Here is a 17,707-nt window from a genome sequence, read left to right on the forward strand (position 1 = left end):
GCCTCCACGCGCGGGGCCGGGATGCCCGCAGGACTAGGCCACCTCCGGCGCGCGGCAGGGCACGGCCAATCGGTTCACCCCTTGGCCCGCCAATTCCGCAACCAAGACGTCAGTGTCCACCAATTGCACCGGCACGCCCGCGCGTAACGCAAGCGCGCTGGCCATGCCCGTCGCCTGACCCATCGCCATGCACTGCGGCATTCCCCGAACTGAGGCGAATGCCACCGGGTCCGCCGACAAAATACGACCTGCAAACAAAAGGTTGGTCACCTTTGAAGGGATCAAGGCGCGGAACGGAATGGTATAGTAATTGCCCGCCTCAATCGCGGCATCATGGGTCATATCCCCGTCCGAGCGCATCACATCATCAATCGGGTTGTCACAGGCCACGATCCCATCGGCGAACTTGGTCGCGCGCGCCAGATCAGCGCCCGTGACACGGTAAACGCCCTCTAACTTACGGGTTTCTCGCACGCCCACGGTCGGCGACAGCATCGCCATATGCGCGCCTTCAAATCCCGGCACATCGCGGCGCAACAATTGCGCAAGCTGATAGCACCGCCTGCGCCCCTCCTGCGTGGCTTGCCCCACAGCGACGGGGTCCGTGCCATCCACACCCCGCACATGGACCGAATTGCAAAACACCGATCCCTCGTGAAATCCACGCATCAGGTATAGTTTCGCAAGGTCCGGGTGCAGGCGCCCCTCCGCGATGCCGCGTGCGGCGTAAGTCTCAAAATAGGGGTCGGGGTCGGCGAATGCCGCGTCCCAATCCACACCCACCATGTGGAACGAAATCGTCACGGCCATCATGTTGCCCGACGCGTCACCCAAGGCATAGGGCACGCCCGCCTTGGCCGAAATATCCCCGTCGCCCGAGCAGTCGATGACCATCTTGGGCGTAACCGTGAACACTCCGTTTCGGTCGCAACACGACACGCGCGCGATGGTATCGCCGTCCATGTCCGGCTCCAGTGCCATGGCCCCCAGCCGGACGCGGACACCGGCCTCTTCCAACATCTCAAACATCGTGAGGGTCGCGATATCGTGGTCATAGATGATTTCGGGCCCAAAGTTTTCGAGCGTACAGGGCCGCTTTACCGCCGCAGGTGGCTCCATTTTGGCCAACCGTTCCGTTAGTTCTTCGATCAAACCGCCGATGATCTGATCCTGCGGATACCCGCCCCCCCACGGCATACCGGGGCAAAACGCCATCACACCGCCAATTTTGGTCGTGGCCTCCAATAACGTCACGCGCAGGCCCTGTCGCCCGGCGGCAATTGCGGCCCCAAATCCGGCGGTTCCGCCGCCAATCACCAAAACATCTGTCTGCTCATCCCGTACGCTCATCCGTCCCCCATTTTGCGCAAAAGGCCGCTTCTCATCGTTGGGTCAAAGCCTGCGTCGCCCGCGCCTCAGGGTCAAGGCTTCCTGCGCATCGCGCGTCCAGCCGCACAGCGGCCCGTAGCCTGCCAAACGGGCAGAGCCACATCATCCACCGTCACCACCCCATATTTGGTGGTTAACGACTTACGGAAATCGTTAATTTATCGTTACTTTTCAGTAATATATGCTGACCTATTGTTGCGCGTGCACAACATTCAGTCAGCCGCGCTGACCTATTCGTCGCTCAGGGTCTCAGGCGCTTTGTCCCGGTCCGCCACCATCATCGAAAGCGCATCTGCAACGATCTTGGTTTGCGATCCGTTGGTCACCCCGCCAATGCCCACATGGCGGCGCACCCGCCACCACATGCCGGGTTGCCACGCCCGTGGGGCGGGGTCCCGCAGCCGGACCAAAAAGCCGCGCGCAGGCTTCACCGCAAACAACGACCGATCCACCGAAGCGATCTCATCCAAGGGCGCAATCGGCGCGCCCAGATCATCAAACAACCCATCCGAGCGCAGCACAATCCGGCGGGCCCCGGCGCGCCAGCCGCGCACCGCCGCCACCAATGATACGATCCCCACGACAAACAACAGCAGCAGGAATATGAAATCGCGCGGCGGGGTCGCTAGCGCGGTATAGATCAAAAGTGTGCCCAAAAGCCCCAAAACCACGCTGCCAAAAATGCGGCGCGGTTCGGAGGCTTGGATCTCAAACAGGGTCTCTGGTGTGGTGTTCATAGCCCCCTTCTGCACGGATGGCGGGCAATGCACAACTAGCGACGCACATGAACCTCGCCGCCGCGTTCCTCGGGCTCATCATCGTGCATTTCGGCGGGAAAACCGGGGGCGGTCACGTCAAGGCCCGTGGCTTCTTCTAGGCGTTTGATGATGTTGGGCGACAATTCACGCGGGCCAAACCGGTCGATCCCATCGGCAAAGATCTGGTTCACCAGCGGTGAGATTTCGAGCGGCACGTCATGGGCCTCAGCGATGGATTGAAACAGGCCAATGTCCTTGGCCACCAAATCCATCGTAAACGAGATATCGCGCGACCCGTTCAGGATCACTTGGCTTTCGGTTTCGTGCACAAATGACGTTCCCGAGGAGATCGCGATGGCTTCATAGGCGGTGGCCAGATCAAGGCCTGCGGCTTTGCAGGTCACCAAGGCCTCGGCGCAAGACACAAGGTTAACGGTCGCGAGGTAGTTGGTGACCACCTTCAGCTGTGAGGCCGTGCCAACATCGCCGGTGTGCAGAACACGGCGTCCAAGGATCGTGAGCAGCGGCAAGACCCGCTCAAACGTCGCGCGGTCCGTGCCTGCAAAGATCGAGATATTGCCCGTGTCCGCCCGGTGGCAGCCGCCCGAAACGGGGCAATCCACGGCGGCACCGCCCGCGGCGGTGACTTTGGCCGCAAGGCGCGTGACCTCGGTGGCGTCGGTGGTGGACATCTCTAACCAGATTTTACCCTCGGTCATCGCGTTTAGCAGGCCATCGGGACCCTCAACGGTTTGGGCGCAAATCGTGGGTGAGGGCAGGCAGGTGATGACCACGTCGCAGGCCCCCATCAACTCAGCCGGGGTCGCGGCGGACTTGGCGCCTCGTTGGGTAAAGTCGCGGACCTTCTCTGCATCCAGATCGAGGACGGTCACATCCTGATCATTGCGCAAAAGCGACCCCGCCAGTTTGGCCCCCACATTGCCCAGTCCAATAAAGCCGATTTTCATGGCCATCCCTTTCATTGTTTTGGGAAAGGTCCAGCGATTCGGACCCCTGTGCGCGCCACTGAGCGACACTTTGCAAATATGCACAGATCCCGTGGAGTTTCGCCCTCTTTTGCGGGAGCGTGGGATGGTTATCTTGGGGGCAACCGATAGCAAGGAGTTATCTCATGTCTGTACGTCCCGTCACCCAAACCCGCCAAGCCCAACCTACGATGGAAGGGGCAGGGGTTCACCTTCACCGCGCCTTTGGCTTTCAAGATCCAAGCGAGTTGGATCCGTTTCTGTTGTTTGACGATTTTCGCAACGACATTCCGGCGCATTTTGAAAAAGGCTTTCCGTGGCACCCGCATCGGGGGATCGAGACGATCACCTATGTGTTGAATGGCACGGTTGAGCATGGCGATAGCCTTGGCAATGTCGGCACCTTGGGAGCAGGCGATGTGCAGTGGATGACCGCAGGCTCGGGCATTTTGCACCAAGAAATGCCCCACGGAAACGCATGCGGGCAGATGCATGGCTTTCAGTTGTGGGGCAACCTGCCCAGCAGCCAAAAGATGACCGCGCCTCGCTACCAAGATGTCACGGCGGCCGATATCCCCGTGGTCATCGACGATGATGGCACGCAGGTGAAGGTCATCGTGGGTGAGTTCTGGGGCAGGCGCGGACCGGTCGACGGTATCGCGGCGGACCCGCAGTATCTGGACGTATATGTGCCTGCGGGCGTCAAAAAGACGTTCCGGATTGATACCTACCGCCGGGCCTTTGCCTACGTGTTCGAAGGGGCTGCGGCCTTTGCGGATGCCAGCAAACCTGAGGGTGTTTTGCTAGAGAAGGAAGTGATGGGCGAAGAGGTCAACATTCGGGACCTTTCGGGCGATCGCACCCTGATCCGGTTTGGCACGGGCGATGAGGTAACAGTGCAGGCGGGGCCTGAGGGCGTGCGGTTCCTGTTGATTTCGGGTGCGCCGATTGAAGAGCCTGTCGCGTGGCACGGCCCGATTGTGATGAACACACAAGAAGAGCTGATGCAGGCCATGCGCGAACTGCGCAACGGCACGTTCATCAAAGCAGCGCATTAGCCGGTTTGTAATCTGCTAGTGGGGGGCGTTTAGGCGGGATCGCTTGGACGCCCCTTTGGGCGTGCGCGGCTTGAGATGAGTATTTGGGGAACAAAGGAGGCGGCGGCGCTACGCGGCCATATGCAGGTGTCCGTTGATGTAGGTGGCGGTTACGGCGCGGTCGTCGCCCATCATGATGGTGGGAAACAGGGCCTGCCATATATCCTCGGCGCGGGTGGTCGCCTGCGCGATTGCGGGGGTTGAGGCGAGGTCTAGGACGACCAGATCGGCTTCATACCCCGGGGCGAGGGTGCCGATTTTATCCTCGAGGCGCAGGGCGCGGGCGCTGCCGCCGGTGGCCAGCCACATCAGGTGCGCGGGGTGGAGCGCTTGGCCCCGCAGTTGCGCGACTTCATAGGCGGCGGCCATTGTGCGCAGCATCGAAAAGTTGGACCCGCCGCCCGTGTCGGTTGCTAGGCCAACCCGGTGCGTTTGGGCGTGGGCCATATTGAACAGCCCTGAGCCGATGAACGTGTTGGACGTGGGGCAGTGCACCATGGCAGCGTCCACCTCAGCCAGCCGCGCGATTTCGCGGTCCGTTAGGTGGATGGCGTGGCCGTAGACACCGCCGGTGCCAAGTAGCCCGTGGGATTCGTAGGTATCAAGGTAGTCGCGCGCGGTTGGGAACAGCTCTTGGACCCATGCGATTTCGTCGACTTGTTCGGACAGGTGCGTTTGCATCAGGCAATCGGGGTGTTCGGCCCAAAGCGCGCCAAGGGCCGAGAGTTGGTCCGGTGTTGAGGTCGGAGAAAACCGGGGCGTGATGACGTAGGACAGGCGGTCTTGGTTATGCCATTTAGTAAGCAGTGACTTACTATCATCATAGGCGGATTGGGCCGTGTCCCGCAGGGTGTCGGGCGCGTTGCGATCCATGCAGGTTTTGCCCGCCAGCGCCCGAAGGCCGCGCGATTGAGCGGCCGCAAAAAACGCATCAACCGACGTGGGATGGATCGTGGCGTAGCTGCACATGGTCGTCGTCCCGTGCGCCAGTGCGAGGTCCATGTAGCGGCCTGCCACGTCGGAGGCATAGGCCGGGTCTGCAAAGCGCGATTCCTCGGGGAAGGTGTAGGTGTTGAGCCAGTCGATCAGCCGCTTGCCCCATGAGGCGATGATCGCGGTTTGGGGGTAGTGGACGTGGGCGTCGATGAACCCCGGCACGATCAGGCCCGTGCCGTAGTCCGTCACGGGTGCGCCGGGATGGGCGGCGCGGATATCGTCGGCCGGGCCCACGGCTGTGATTTTGCCCTGCGCAATTGCCACAGCGCCGCGGCGTTCGTGGCGCGCGCTTTGGGGGCCCGTTTGGAACGGGTCGCAGGTCAGTGTCAGGGTTTGGCCGAGGAGGAGATGTGTCATACGGCGCAGCCTATCTGCCGCGTGGGGGAGCGTAAATCCCGGTTGGACTTGACCCAGTCGCGCGGTAGGTAAGGAACAAGTGAAAGGTGCGCCATGGATCAGCCTGAGGTCATCGACCCCCCCGAAAATGAAGCGGCGCTGTATGCCCAGCGTTTGGGCTTGGTGCGTGCGGCACTTGAGGCGCAGGATGAGGCCGGGCTAAAGGCCCTGTTGGAGCCGCTGCACCCGGCGGATATTGCCGACATCCTTGAGCAGATTGGCCGCGGTGAGCGGGCGCGGTTCTTTGGGCTGTTGGGCGATGATCTGGACGCCGATGTTCTGAGCGAACTTGACGAAAGTGTGCGCGAAGAGATCGTGGCGACCTTGCCTTCGGCGCAAGTCGCGGAAGCGGTGGCTGAGCTGGAAACCGATGACGTCGTGGACTTCATCGAGAACCTTGAGGATGAGGAACAAGCTGAGGCGATTCTGGACGCCTTGGAGGATGCCGACCGCGTCGCGGTTGAGCGCGCGCTGTCCTATCCGGAGTATTCCGCCGGGCGTTTGATGCAGCGCGAGGTCGTGATGGCGCCTGAGCATTGGACCGTGGGCGAGGCGATTGATTACCTGCGCGCCAGCGACGACCTGCCGGAGCAGTTTTACCACCTGATCCTTGTGGACCCCAAGCTGCGCCCCACGGCCTATGTGACGCTGGGCAAGATGTTGGCGCATCCGCGGTCCGTGGCGTTGTCGGCGATCACAGAGGACAGTTTTCGCACCTTTGATGTCACGCAGGACGAGGGTGACGTGGCCTATGCGTTCAACCAATACCACCTGATTTCCGCCCCCGTTGTGGATGAGGATGAGCGGTTGGTCGGGGTCATCACCATCGATGACGCGATGAATGTGTTGGACGAAGAGCATGAGGAAGACATCCTGCGGCTGGCGGGTGTGGATGCCGAAGGGTCCTTGGCTGATAAGGTCGCGGCGACGGTTAGGCGGCGCTTTCCTTGGCTGTTCGTGAACCTTGTGACCAGCGTGCTGGCATCGTTGGTGATTGCGCAGTTCGAGGATGTGATCGCGCAGATCGTGGCTCTTGCGGTGTTGATGCCGATTGTGGCGTCCATGGGCGGCAACGCGGGCACGCAGGCGCTGACCGTGGCGGTACGCGCGCTGGCGACCAAGGATTTGACCGGAGCCAACGTTTGGCGCGTGATCCGGCGTGAGGTCTTGGTGGGGCTGGTGAACGGCTTGGCCTTTGCCGTTATTATGGGGATTGTCGGGGTGATCTGGTTCGGCTCGCCCATGCTGGGGGCTGTGATTGGCGTCGCGATGGTGGTGAACCTGCTAGTGGCGGGTTTGGCTGGCGTCGGCGTGCCCGTCCTGCTGGAAAAGGCTGGGATTGACCCTGCGTTGGCCTCGGGCGCGTTTGTGACAACGGTGACAGATGTCGTTGGGTTCTTTGCGTTTTTGGGTCTTGCGGCGATGTGGCTGCTGTAGACTGGGCTTAAATCCGGGGCATCTCAAGCACCAGATCGCGGCTGCCTTTGCGGTAGGTCAGGCGCCCCGGTGCGATGGAGGTCACGCGACCACTGTCGACACGGTCCCCCACGCCGACCCTTACCGTGCGCCCATTGCGCAGACGGACGAGGGCCTTGGGCGACGAGGGCTTTCCAAACACCCCGATTAAGCTGACGGCGCGCAGGGAAATTGCGTTAGCCTGCGTGGCCGCGCGCGCAACTGAGCTGCCCGTGGGTAGGGTGCGCGTGGTGGTCGGAGCCTGTGGGCGCGGTGCAACAGCGGCCACGGAGGCGGTGTTTGTGGCCTGCGCCGTGGCGCGCTGGGCGATGGCCGCAACGCGTTGATCCGCATCTGCGGGGCGGGTGCGCGGCGCGGCGGACCGGGCGATGGCCAGTGGGCTGTCGCTTTGCTGCGTGGTCCGTAGGGGCGGCTCTGGGGTGGTGCCTGTGCGTGCGATGGCGCCGGGGTTTGTCGCGCGCTGCCCGCCAGTGGCGGAACCGGGGCTCGCCAGCGAGGCTTGCTGGGCGGCTTGTGCGGCGGCTGCGGCAACGGAGGCCGAAAGACGCGCCTCCTCCTCCGCTTGGACCTGAAGGCTTTTGGGCCGCGGCGTGGGTTCTGGGCGGCGCAATTCGGCCAAGGTGAGGCCGTTGTTTTCCGACCGCTCCACAGCATCGGCGGAATTGGCGGGGCGGGGCGTGGGCAGGATCTTGGCGAGAAGTGCGCGCTGGGCTGCCTCCGGGGTGGGGGCGGCGTCGGCGTCCGGGCTGGGCGTGTCGGGCGACGTGGGCCGGGGGGGCGGCAAAACCTCAACCGGTGGGGCACCGGCGATGACCCTGACCCCATCTGGCGTCACGATGCCCTCGGCGGTGGGCGCCACAAGACCGCGCGCGTCGACGGTAAAGGTTGAGCCGGGCGGCGGGGGCGGCAGGTATCTACGCGGCAATGTCGGCTCTATCTGGTCGTTCGATTTCGGCAGTGCCACGGCATCCGCGTGGGCGATTGGGTCGTCCAGCGTGGTCTGATAGAGGCTCAGCAGGACATCCTCGGGGGCGGGTTCGGGCGCATCCGGCGTTCCGATCCACACGCCTGAGGCCGCGTAAATTTCGACGATCTGAAGCGGAGTGGGCAGGGGCATCGGGGCTTCGGCCTCTTGCTCCTGCGCGATGACGTCATCCTCGCTCGGAAGGGTCGCGGGTTCAAAACCGTTGGTTTCGGAGGGCTCAGGCTCGGGGGCCAATTCGTCGGGCAGGGGGGCGAGGGCGAGGTCCGTAAAATTGCCACCCTCGGGCGTGTTTGTTTCCGGTAGGAGGTTGTAGGCCGTGTCATCTTCAACAGCCTGAGGGCCGGGCCGGGACGTGACCAATGCAATCGCGCCCACGATCAGGAAAGCCGCCAAAAGCCCCAAGGTCAGCCAGATCCCGAGGCGGTTTCGCGCAGGCGGCGGCACCGGAAGGTTGAGGTCGGCGCCGAGCGGTGGCGTGTCTTCCCGGGGCGGCGGTACGCGCGTGGCAAGCTGGCTCAGACGCTCGGCCACCGTGTCCGGGTTCACGCGCTGCGAGGTGAATGTGGCTGTGGTTTCGGGCGGTGCGCTCGGTTTTGCGGCTGGGGGCAGCGGCGCTTTGGTGATGCGGAACGGGCCGGTTTCAGGCTCCAGAGCTGCGCCGCCGAGCAGCGCATTTGCACCAGCACAGGGGCCAAAGTTCGGCTGGCCATCGAACTTCCCCGCTGGCACATGGGCCGAGAGCGCGATGGGGTTAAAGCCATGCTCAACAGCGAACCCCTCGGCCTCCCGCAGGGTGTCACGCGCGACGGCTGCGACCCTGCGCACGGTGCCGGTGCCGGACCAATCAAATACCAAATCCGCAACGGAATAGGGGGTAAGTCCCTCTAACTGCTCCGCGATTTCGGTGCGTGCAGCAGAGTCTGTGCTGACGGTGACGTCCGTGTACAGTACCTGATCTTGGGGCAAGATCAGCAGCGTCGTAAACGCGGGACCACTGTCGGCAATCGCTTCACCGCGTAGGTCCGAAAGTGCGCCTTGCAGGTCCGGATCGCTCAGCTTGACCACGCCCAGCGACAACCAACGATTGCCCGGCCGCCGCGCAAAAAGCGTGATATCCTGATAGGAAAAGGCCAGTGCAGAGGTCGGTTGCATATCGGATTGGGTCCAGACGCGCGGCGGTTTTGCGCCGTACCTTATGAAGGGTACGCGCACTTTGGTTAATTTTACCCTAGGATAGGCATGAGCGAAAGACTTGCGAAATGACAGCTGGGGCAAAATAGGCGGGCCGCCGGGGGCAAAGAATGGCAATTCGGGCGGAGTTCCGCCGATCCGAGCCGAGAGAGGAAAGCTATGAGATTGAATGTATTGAGTGTTGCAGCCGCCTTGGTCGTGGCTATGGCTGCCGCGTTCGTCGCGCCGGTCCGGGCCGAAACGCTGTTACAGGTCACGGGTGAAGGGCGCATGACCGCCGCGTCGGACATGGCCGTGATCTCGCTTCGGGTGTCGCGCGAAGGGGCTACGGCCGCAGGCGTGACGGCGGAAATGGCGGCGGCCGCCCGCGCAGTTTTGGCCGCACTTGAGACGCAGGGCGTGGCCGAACGCGACGTTCAAACCAGCGCGCTGCAACTCAACCCGCGCTGGACCCGCCCCGCTGACGGTCAGGCCCCGCGCATCGTCGGTTATGAGGCGGCAACGGGATTTGAGGTCCGCATCCGCGATTTGGACCGTTTTGGCACCGTGCTGGATGCGGTGATTTCGGATGGTGCGAACGGGTTTCAAGGCGTGCGGTTCGCGTTGACCGACCCACGCCCCATGCAGGACGGCGCGCGGGTTGCGGCCTTTGATGATGCGATGGCCAAGGCGCGGCTCTACGCCGAGGCGTCCGGCATGATGGTGGGTGATATCCGCAGTATCCGCGAAGGCACTGCCGGGCCGCGCCCGATGGCCGAGGGGCTCAGCATGCGGGCCATGGCGGCTGATGTGCCCGTCGCGGCGGGCGAGCTGGATGTGGTCATGCACGTCAGCCTTGAGGTTGTGTTGGTGCCCGCACCCTAGCTTGTCGGGCACCAGATGGCCTAACCCAAGTAGCCCTCAACAATCACCAAATCGCTTTCGGCGATGCCAAGGCGCAGCTGAAGGGCTGCCTGATACCCCGGTGAGGCATAGCAATCCCGCGCTGCCTGCAAGCTGGGAAATTCGATGACAACCGTGCGGGGCTTGGCGTCGCCCTCCATCACCTCTTGGGTCCCGCCACGCACCCGAAACACGCCCCCAAACTCTGCAAGCGGGGCTGCGTTGGCGGCCCGATAGAGGTCGTATTTCTCAGGGTCGTCCACGCGGCCATGGGCGATCCAGTAGCCTTTGGGGGTATCGGTCATTGGACAATTCTCCTCGCTGTTCGCCGGGGATGGAACGGCGCGGGGCGGCCGAAGTCAAGCGGCTTACAGCGGCTTGAAAAGCCTATCTAGGCGGGTCAGTTCGGTCTGTAACCCATAGGGTGGGTTGATCAGTGCCATGCCTGAGCCGACCATCCCATGATCGGGCCGCGCGGGCTTAAATCGAACCTCATGTATCGTGATCTCAGGCACCGCTTCGCGCAACCCGCGCACCATCGGCTGATGCCGCCCATCCACAAGGATCGGATACCACAGCGCGATCACGCCAACATTCCACTTGGCATGGAGTTGCGCAATCTGGCGCGGCAACGCGTCATACTCGGCTTTGACCTCATAGCTGGGGTCAATCAACATCAACCCGCGCCGAGGCGTGGGCGGTGTTCGGGCCAGCGCCATGGCAATGCCGTCACCGTGAAACAGCTTATGCGCATCGTCGAAATTCAGATCTTCTAACGCGGCAAATTCCTGAGGGTGCATCTCGGCTAAATGCGCCTGATCGCCGGGCCGCAGGAAATGCGTCGCAATCAGGGGTGAGCCTGGATAGATCGCTTCCCCGTACACCCGCGCAATGCGCTTCCGCACAGCACTATAGGGATGCTCGGGCGGAAACGCCTCCGCCAGCCGCAAAATCCCCTGCGCCGCTTCACCGGTCTTAACCGCAGCTTCACTCGTCAGGTCATAGGCCCCACGTCCGGCATGCGTCTCAAAATACGTGAGCGGCTTATCTTTTGCCGTCATATACTCCAACGCGCAGGCCAGCAGAGCGTGCTTATGCACGTCTGCCAAATTGCCCGCGTGGTAACTGTGTTGATAGCTCAGCACGACCGCGCCCCTCTTTGGTTCACAAATATCCCCGCCGGAGGCTTCGTTTTTTTGCTAAAAAACAACCAGCCCCTACACCAAACGAGAGTTTTCCTTGGCCGCGCGGATGAAGTCTTTGAACAGTGGATGCGGTGCAAAGGGCTTTGATTTCAGCTCGGGGTGGAACTGCACACCGATGAACCAAGGGTGATCTTTCACCTCTACAATCTCGGGCAAACGGCCATCTGGCGACATCCCTGAGAACGTTAGCCCATGGGCTTCCAGCTGCTCACGGTAGGTCGTGTCGACCTCATAGCGGTGGCGATGGCGCTCTTCGATCTTGGTGGTGCCATAGACTTCCGCTACCTTCGACCCCTTGGTCAGGGCCGCGTCATAGGCGCCGAGGCGCATGGTGCCGCCCTTGTCGTCGCCGACTTTGCGCTCAACCTTGTGGTTGCCTTGGACCCATTCTTTCAGGTGATAGACCACGGGCGTAAAGCGTTTCTTACCCGCTTCGTGGTCGAATTCTTCTGAACCCGCGTCGTCCAGCTTGGCCAGATTACGCGCAGCCTCGATTACGGCCATCTGCATACCAAGGCAAATACCCAAGTAGGGCACTTTGCGTTCGCGGGCGAATTGCGCCGCCTTGATCTTGCCCTCGGTCCCGCGCTCGCCAAAGCCGCCGGGCACCAGGATTGCGTGGAAGCGTTCCAGATGCGGCGCCGCGTCTTCGCGGTCGAACAGTTCTGCATCGACCCACTCGACCTTGACCTTGACCCGGTTGGCCATGCCGCCGTGGGTCAGCGCCTCGGCGATAGATTTGTAGGCATCTTCCAACTGGGTGTATTTACCCACGATGCCCACGCGCACTTCGCCGTCGACGTTCCAGATACGGTCGTAGACGTCTTCCCAGCGGCTCAGGTCCGGCTTGGGGGCGGGGCTGATCTGGAAGGCATCCAGAACCGCTTGGTCCAACCCTTCGCGGTGATAGGCGAGGGGGGCTTCATAGATGGATTTCAGGTCGGGTGCTGCAATCACACTATCGGGGCGCACGTTACAGAACAGCGCCAGCTTTTCGCGTTCTTTGGCGGGGATTTGTCCCTCACCACGGCACACAAGGATATCGGGTGCGAGGCCAATGGACCGCAGCTCTTTCACGGAGTGTTGGGTCGGTTTGGTCTTTAGCTCACCAGAGGCTTTGATGAACGGCAGCAAGGTCAGGTGCATGAACAGGCACTGACCGCGCGGCTTGTCCTGCGAAAACTGGCGGATCGCTTCAAAGAAGGGCAGACCTTCGATGTCGCCCACGGTGCCGCCGATCTCACAGAGCATGAAATCGACCTCATCCTCACCGATTGAGATGAAATCTTTGATTTCATTCGTGACGTGGGGAATCACTTGGATGGTTTTGCCCAGATAGTCGCCGCGCCGCTCTTTTTCCAACACGTTGGAATAGATCCGTCCGGAGGACACAGAATCGGTGCGCCGCGCCGCGACCCCCGTGAACCGCTCATAGTGGCCAAGATCCAAGTCGGTCTCGGCGCCGTCGTCTGTCACGAACACTTCGCCGTGTTCAAACGGGCTCATCGTGCCGGGATCAACGTTGAGATAGGGGTCCAGCTTGCGCAACCGGACCGAAAAGCCCCGCGCCTGCAGAAGTGACCCAAGGGCGGCGGATGCCAAACCCTTTCCGAGCGACGACACAACGCCGCCGGTAATAAAAATGAACCGTGCCATGGGGGCTCCCGCAAGTCTGTGTGCGCTCGTGTATTGCCCGGAGGGACGCGAGCGCGCTGCCTTCTTCACGGGGGATGAGTTTAGGCTGAGTCGGGGGGTAAGCGCAACAAAGCATACCATATCCTGCGCATTTTAAGCACGCAGAGACGATCCCTAGTTAGCTTGGACCTCGTTCGCTTGGCCCAAATTAGCCTAGGCCACAGGTGACGTGGCCCTTAGTCAGTGTGATGGTCTGGTCCGCGTGCTTTAGTCGGCGCGGGGTGGCGTAAGCGGGGCGTCCGTCGTGGCAGGCGGCAAGAGCGCGCCGCCACCGGGCAGTGCAGGCACCGCAGGTGCTGCCGGGGCCGGGACGCCGAGTTGGTCGATAACCGACGAGTTAGCAGAGTTTTGTGCCGCCAAGATCGTCAGCGCCACAGATGTCGTCAGAAACGCTGCTGCAAAGATCCATGTCAGCTTGGTCATCGCGTTTGCAGCTTGGCGACCGGTCATTGCACCGCCGCCGCCACCGCCGCCCATACCAAGGCCGCCGCCTTCGGATCGTTGCAAAAGAACGATACCGATCAAGCACAAGGCTAGGATCAGGTGAATGACGAGGATGACATTTTCCATCGGCGGTCCAATCGTGGTCAGTTGGCGGGGTATGTATGTGCTGCGACGCCGCGCCGCAAGCGTTTAATCCCGACAAGACCCCCCGTCCGCTCGTAACATGACGCTACAACCAAGACGTGTGCTCGTCCAGAAGTTTCTGACAGAATGTCGCAGGACGGTTGACGGGGTATGGTTTTGCGATGCGGTTGGCAAGATATTGTAAATAATTATGAATAATATCCGGCGGGGTTCAGACGGTGTTCGGGCGCAACGCGGCGGCCCGTGTGGAAATTGCCGCCCGTATTCAAGGTTGCTTAAGGGTTTGCGTCCACAAAGCTTGGGCGAACGGTCGTGATTGGCGGCTGAGGTGTTGGAAAAGTGCCCTTCGCGTTTTTCGGTTTCGCCCCTGCGCGGTGTTGGCTATACCCGCGCGCGGACATTAAGGAGCGAATGCAGTGGCAAACGTCGTCGTGGTCGGCGCCCAATGGGGCGATGAAGGCAAAGGCAAAATCGTAGATTGGCTGAGCGAGCGGGCTGATATCATCTGCCGCTTTCAGGGCGGTCACAACGCAGGCCACACACTTGTGGTGGGCGAAACAGTCTACAAACTGCATGCGCTGCCTTCGGGTGTTGTGCGCGGTGGCAAGCTGTCGGTCATTGGCAACGGTGTTGTGCTCGACCCGTGGCATCTGTTGCGCGAGATTGAGACCATCCGCGCCCAAGGCGTTGAGATTTCGCCTGAGTCGCTGATGATTGCGGAAAACACGCCGCTGATCCTGCCGATCCACGGTGAACTGGACCGCGCCCGCGAGGAAGCCGCGAGCAAGGGCACCAAGATCGGGACAACGGGTCGTGGCATCGGGCCCGCCTACGAAGATAAAGTCGGCCGCCGCGCCGTACGTGTTGCCGATCTGGCTGATGATGCGACGCTCGTGGCCCGTGTGGACCGCGCGTTGCAGCACCATGATCCGCTGCGCAAAGGTTTGGGGATTGAGGCTGTTGATCGCGACGCCTTGATTGCCGCGCTGCGTGACATTGCAGGCAAAATTCTGCCCTACGCGGCACCTGTCTGGAAGGTGCTCAACGAGCAGCGCAAGGCTGGCAAACGTATCCTGTTCGAAGGTGCCCAAGGCGCGCTTTTGGATATTGATTTTGGGACGTACCCATTTGTGACGTCTTCCAACGTGATCGCGGGGCAGGCGGCAACGGGTGTGGGCATTGGACCCGGCTCTGTCGATTATGTTCTGGGTATCGTAAAGGCCTACACCACACGCGTCGGTGAAGGCCCGTTCCCGACGGAGCTTGAGGATGCGGATGGTCAGCGTTTGGGCGAGCGCGGCCATGAGTTTGGCACGACCACCGGGCGCAAGCGTCGCTGCGGTTGGTTCGACGCCGCACTTGTGCGCCAGACCTGTGCCGTGTCCGGGGTCACCGGGATTTCGTTGACAAAGCTGGACGTTCTGGACGGGTTTGAGACGCTGAAGATCTGCGTTGGCTACGATCTGGACGGTACGCGGATGGATTATCTGCCCACCGCTGCGGATGAGCAGGCGCGTTGTGTGCCGATCTACGAAGAAATGGACGGCTGGTCGGAGTCGACCGAAGGCGCGCGGTCATGGGCCGATCTGCCTGCGGCTGCAATCAAGTATGTGCGCCGGGTCGAAGAGTTGATCCAGTGCCCAGTCGCGCTACTGTCCACATCTCCGGAGCGTGATGACACCATTTTGGTGACGGACCCCTTCGCGGATTGATCGCAGCGCCCGAATGGGCGTGACACAATTGCTAATCGGGCGCGCCTTTGGGGGCGTCCATATCGCCCCAAGGAGTGCCCCATGGCCCTGAGCTACAAAGCCCGTCGTCGTTGGTCGTTGGTCATCCTGCTTGTCGGGTTGCCCGCCTATATCGTCACGGCGGTCACGATTGTGAACTGGCTGGAGCGTCCGCCCCTGGTGGTGGAGCTCTTCGTGTATATCGCCCTTGGTGTGGTCTGGGCGTTTCCGTTTAAGTCCGTGTTCAGAGGGATCGGTCAGGCCGATCCGGATGCGCAGTCCAAGGACTAGACCTCAGCCCTTTGCGGGCCTCGCACGTCAAATCATGAAAAAATGGCGGAAGGATCGTAAGGATCGCTTCCGCCAGTTTGTTTGGAACGAGCTTCCAAAATCGAAAAGGGGGCGCCTTGTTCCTGCGCCCGCCTTGTTTGTGAGGGCGACGTTAAGCCGCCCGAGGTGAGTTAGCTTGCGGACCGTTTGGCGGCTGGCTCCGCGTAGCGCGAGGTCCGTGTCAGCTCGAACGAGCCGCGCTTGATTTTCTTGATGGTGCCATTGCGCAGGAGTTGGCCAAAGCTACGCAGGCCCTCTTCGCGGCTGAATGTTTCGTCTGCTTCCATCGCGAGGTGCAGAAGTTTGGGGCGCGAAAAGCTTTCACGGCCCTGCACAAGCTGGCTGTAGGCGGCGGCTGCTTCTAGGATATCGACCAATTCTTTGGCGCCTAGTTCGGTGGCGAAATCCTCAAAGTCGGACCCAAGCTCAGCGCGGTTTTCACCTGCGGCAGCGGCCACGGAGGCGAGCGTATCGCGATCGCTTTCAAAGCTGTCGGTCATTGCGCGGCGCACCCGGCGGGGCAGGACTTTGCCGCCAATGGGCTCTGCACGCGAAGCGGGGGTTTCATCGGCCTCCTCGGGTGAGGGCGCCGCGAGGTTTTCAATTGCGTCATCTTCTGCCGTATCGTCCAGATCGTCGAGGCTATCCTCGTCCGACCCATCGTCCACACGCTGCTCGGATACGAGCACGAGGGGAGTTGCGCGCTCTGCCTCGATGGTCTCTGGGGTTTCGGTCTGTGGTTCCGCAATCCGAGGCCCTTGGTCTTTGACGGCGTTTGCCAGATCTTCGCGGTAAGCTTCGGTTTCGTCGTTTTCCTCGACGCTAGCGGCTGGGACGTCTGCGTTGCGGGCGGCGACGGCGGCCTTGAGGTGCGAGATATTGGCATGCGCACGGGAAGTTTCGGCCCCGTCAAAGCGGGTTTCAGTGGCGTCGAACAAGCGCTCTAGGTCGGCGGGGTTGTTCATCGCCGTTGCGGGCAGGGCTTCGGCGCGGCGCTTGGCGGTTTCGGCTTCGATCCGGGCCAGACCCGCCAGCATCTCGGCCTCATCCTCGGGGGAAATCGTGTCGTCTTCGACAGAGACGTCGGGCTTGGACACCTGCATCTTGGCGATATCTTTTGCGGATTTCAGAACCCTTGTCACAATTGCGCGGGCGATGGGCGCGGGCTTGGCAATCGGGGCGAGGGGGGCTGAGTCTTCGATCGTTTCGATTTGGTGGCCATCATCCAGGGTGCCGTCATCAAAATCGGTAACCTCAAAGCTGTCCTCGATCATTTCCGGCTCAGACGGTGGAAGAATGTGATCATCGGCCAAGAGGGCGGCGATGCTGTCTTCTGCTGTCTCTGAGATATCCTCGGCGTGCTGATCCTCAGAATACGTGTCGATAAAGGCGTCGTCATCTTCGGGGTCTGTGTCTTGGGCGACGACGGCGCGGATGCGGGCCAATCGGTCGGCAACGGTCGAGGTGTCCTCGGGCGTTTCGACCTCTTCTTGGTCGGTGATTTCGACCTCGGCGGGGGCCTCTTCGATGATGGTCTCATCCGCCACGTCTTGGACCGGTTCTTCGACTACTTCGGGGGCGTCGTCTGTATCTTTGTCAATCGCTTCGACGTGCTCGGCGATCTCTGGTTCAGTCTCAATTTCGAGGGTTTCTGTAACCTCGGATGTGATCGGCTCAGGCGTCTCAGTCACGGTATCGGTGGGGCGCAGGGTTACGGCATTGTCGCCCATCTGCGCCGAAACGGAAGCCTGGGTATTCACCTCAGCAATGTGTTTTAGCATGTCGGCGTCTAGCTTTGGCGGCTCTGCCCCAAAGAAACGATCCTCCGATGCGAGGTTGCGAAAATACTCGGAAATGTCTTTCATGGTTGAGAAGGGATCATCAAACCCCTCCAAGGTGCATGAAAATGTGCCATAAGACACTGTGAGAATTTTGCTCGCGTTGACCATTTCTTGCTGCACTTTCTCCCCGGAATGTCCGAGGCTATCCATACCTTGTCAACG

15 protein-coding genes are annotated in these 17,707 nt (G+C 61.5%); 5 read left to right on the plus strand and 10 right to left on the minus strand.

The window, feature by feature from the left end:
* Window positions 1–33: 33 nt before the first annotated feature.
* The 3 genes from PM04_RS06430 to PM04_RS06440 all read right to left on the minus strand — a co-directional run bounded on the left by PM04_RS06430 (window position 34) and on the right by PM04_RS06440 (window position 3,115).
* On the minus strand, window positions 34–1,350 hold the full coding sequence (locus tag PM04_RS06430) for an FAD-dependent oxidoreductase (RefSeq protein WP_052068227.1): 1,317 nt from the start codon (window positions 1,348–1,350) through the stop codon (window positions 34–36).
* 269 nt (window positions 1,351–1,619) lie between these two features.
* The gene (locus PM04_RS06435; protein ID WP_038004753.1) at window positions 1,620–2,126 is read right to left on the minus strand and encodes a hypothetical protein; all 507 of its coding nucleotides are present in this window, start codon (window positions 2,124–2,126) and stop codon (window positions 1,620–1,622) included.
* Window positions 2,127–2,161: 35 nt separating this feature from the next.
* Window positions 2,162–3,115, minus strand: a complete 954-nt coding sequence (locus tag PM04_RS06440; protein WP_038005193.1) for an NAD(P)-dependent oxidoreductase — start codon at window positions 3,113–3,115, stop codon at window positions 2,162–2,164.
* A 164-nt stretch (window positions 3,116–3,279) separates the two neighbouring features.
* Here PM04_RS06440 and PM04_RS06445 point away from each other — a divergent pair, with 164 nt between their 5' ends.
* Entirely contained in the window at window positions 3,280–4,191 is a 912-nt protein-coding gene (locus tag PM04_RS06445) for a pirin family protein (RefSeq protein ID WP_038004755.1), read from the plus strand.
* Window positions 4,192–4,299: 108 nt separating this feature from the next.
* Here PM04_RS06445 and guaD read toward each other — a convergent pair whose 3' ends face one another.
* Window positions 4,300–5,583: a guanine deaminase gene (guaD, locus tag PM04_RS06450; protein WP_038004756.1), complete on the minus strand. Its 1,284-nt coding sequence runs from the start codon at window positions 5,581–5,583 to the stop codon at window positions 4,300–4,302.
* A 93-nt stretch (window positions 5,584–5,676) separates the two neighbouring features.
* Between guaD and mgtE the strand changes: the two genes are divergently transcribed.
* Window positions 5,677–7,059: a magnesium transporter gene (gene mgtE, locus PM04_RS06455; RefSeq protein WP_038004758.1), complete on the plus strand. Its 1,383-nt coding sequence runs from the start codon at window positions 5,677–5,679 to the stop codon at window positions 7,057–7,059.
* A 7-nt stretch (window positions 7,060–7,066) separates the two neighbouring features.
* Here the strand turns inward: mgtE and PM04_RS06460 are convergent, their stop codons facing one another.
* Window positions 7,067–9,235 (minus strand): hypothetical protein, encoded by a 2,169-nt coding sequence (locus PM04_RS06460; RefSeq protein WP_038004759.1) that lies wholly within the window; start codon window positions 9,233–9,235, stop codon window positions 7,067–7,069.
* Window positions 9,236–9,433: 198 nt separating this feature from the next.
* On the opposite strand from PM04_RS06460, the gene PM04_RS06465 reads away from it, so the two are divergent.
* Complete coding sequence (locus PM04_RS06465; protein WP_038004760.1) at window positions 9,434–10,138, plus strand: SIMPL domain-containing protein; 705 nt, start codon at window positions 9,434–9,436, stop codon at window positions 10,136–10,138.
* 20 nt (window positions 10,139–10,158) lie between these two features.
* Here PM04_RS06465 and PM04_RS06470 read toward each other — a convergent pair whose 3' ends face one another.
* The 4 genes from PM04_RS06470 to secG form a co-directional block, all read right to left on the minus strand.
* The gene (locus PM04_RS06470; RefSeq protein WP_038004762.1) at window positions 10,159–10,461 is read right to left on the minus strand and encodes a DUF1330 domain-containing protein; all 303 of its coding nucleotides are present in this window, start codon (window positions 10,459–10,461) and stop codon (window positions 10,159–10,161) included.
* Between the two features lie 63 nt (window positions 10,462–10,524).
* Window positions 10,525–11,301 carry a 23S rRNA (adenine(2030)-N(6))-methyltransferase RlmJ gene (locus PM04_RS06475; RefSeq protein ID WP_038004763.1) on the minus strand — a complete coding sequence of 259 codons (777 nt, stop codon included), beginning with the start codon at window positions 11,299–11,301 and terminating at the stop codon, window positions 10,525–10,527.
* Between the two features lie 72 nt (window positions 11,302–11,373).
* On the minus strand, window positions 11,374–13,017 hold the full coding sequence (locus PM04_RS06480) for a CTP synthase (RefSeq protein WP_038004765.1): 1,644 nt from the start codon (window positions 13,015–13,017) through the stop codon (window positions 11,374–11,376).
* Window positions 13,018–13,263: 246 nt separating this feature from the next.
* Window positions 13,264–13,626, minus strand: a complete 363-nt coding sequence (gene secG, locus PM04_RS06485; protein WP_038004766.1) for a preprotein translocase subunit SecG — start codon at window positions 13,624–13,626, stop codon at window positions 13,264–13,266.
* Window positions 13,627–14,060: 434 nt separating this feature from the next.
* Between secG and PM04_RS06490 the strand changes: the two genes are divergently transcribed.
* A complete protein-coding gene (locus PM04_RS06490) occupies window positions 14,061–15,356 on the plus strand; it encodes an adenylosuccinate synthase (protein ID WP_038004767.1) in 1,296 nt (431 codons plus the stop codon).
* 81 nt (window positions 15,357–15,437) lie between these two features.
* Window positions 15,438–15,665, plus strand: a complete 228-nt coding sequence (locus PM04_RS06495) for a DUF2842 domain-containing protein (protein WP_038004769.1) — start codon at window positions 15,438–15,440, stop codon at window positions 15,663–15,665.
* A 170-nt stretch (window positions 15,666–15,835) separates the two neighbouring features.
* Here the strand turns inward: PM04_RS06495 and PM04_RS06500 are convergent, their stop codons facing one another.
* Complete coding sequence (locus PM04_RS06500) at window positions 15,836–17,695, minus strand: hypothetical protein (RefSeq protein ID WP_038004771.1); 1,860 nt, start codon at window positions 17,693–17,695, stop codon at window positions 15,836–15,838.
* Window positions 17,696–17,707 lie beyond the last annotated feature (12 nt).

This window comes from Thalassobacter sp. 16PALIMAR09 (assembly GCF_000765485.1).
Classification (GTDB): Bacteria; Pseudomonadota; Alphaproteobacteria; order Rhodobacterales; family Rhodobacteraceae; genus Thalassobacter; species Thalassobacter stenotrophicus.

Excerpts from the sequence above, each read along its gene's own strand:
- PM04_RS06480 (WP_038004765.1), bottom strand. The coding sequence starts at position 13,017 with ATGGCACGGTTCATTTTTATTACCGGCGGCGTTGTGTCGTCGCTCGGA.
- PM04_RS06500 (WP_038004771.1), bottom strand. The coding sequence starts at position 17,695 with ATGGATAGCCTCGGACATTCCGGGGAGAAAGTGCAGCAAGAAATGGTC.
- mgtE (WP_038004758.1), top strand. The coding sequence starts at position 5,677 with ATGGATCAGCCTGAGGTCATCGACCCCCCCGAAAATGAAGCGGCGCTG.
- PM04_RS06460 (WP_038004759.1), bottom strand. The coding sequence starts at position 9,235 with ATGCAACCGACCTCTGCACTGGCCTTTTCCTATCAGGATATCACGCTT.
- PM04_RS06445 (WP_038004755.1), top strand. The coding sequence starts at position 3,280 with ATGTCTGTACGTCCCGTCACCCAAACCCGCCAAGCCCAACCTACGATG.
- PM04_RS06465 (WP_038004760.1), top strand. The coding sequence starts at position 9,434 with ATGAGATTGAATGTATTGAGTGTTGCAGCCGCCTTGGTCGTGGCTATG.
- secG (WP_038004766.1), bottom strand. The coding sequence starts at position 13,626 with ATGGAAAATGTCATCCTCGTCATTCACCTGATCCTAGCCTTGTGCTTG.
- PM04_RS06440 (WP_038005193.1), bottom strand. The coding sequence starts at position 3,115 with ATGAAAATCGGCTTTATTGGACTGGGCAATGTGGGGGCCAAACTGGCG.
- PM04_RS06430 (WP_052068227.1), bottom strand. The coding sequence starts at position 1,350 with ATGAGCGTACGGGATGAGCAGACAGATGTTTTGGTGATTGGCGGCGGA.
- PM04_RS06495 (WP_038004769.1), top strand. The coding sequence starts at position 15,438 with ATGGCCCTGAGCTACAAAGCCCGTCGTCGTTGGTCGTTGGTCATCCTG.
- PM04_RS06470 (WP_038004762.1), bottom strand. The coding sequence starts at position 10,461 with ATGACCGATACCCCCAAAGGCTACTGGATCGCCCATGGCCGCGTGGAC.
- PM04_RS06435 (WP_038004753.1), bottom strand. The coding sequence starts at position 2,126 with ATGAACACCACACCAGAGACCCTGTTTGAGATCCAAGCCTCCGAACCG.
- guaD (WP_038004756.1), bottom strand. The coding sequence starts at position 5,583 with ATGACACATCTCCTCCTCGGCCAAACCCTGACACTGACCTGCGACCCG.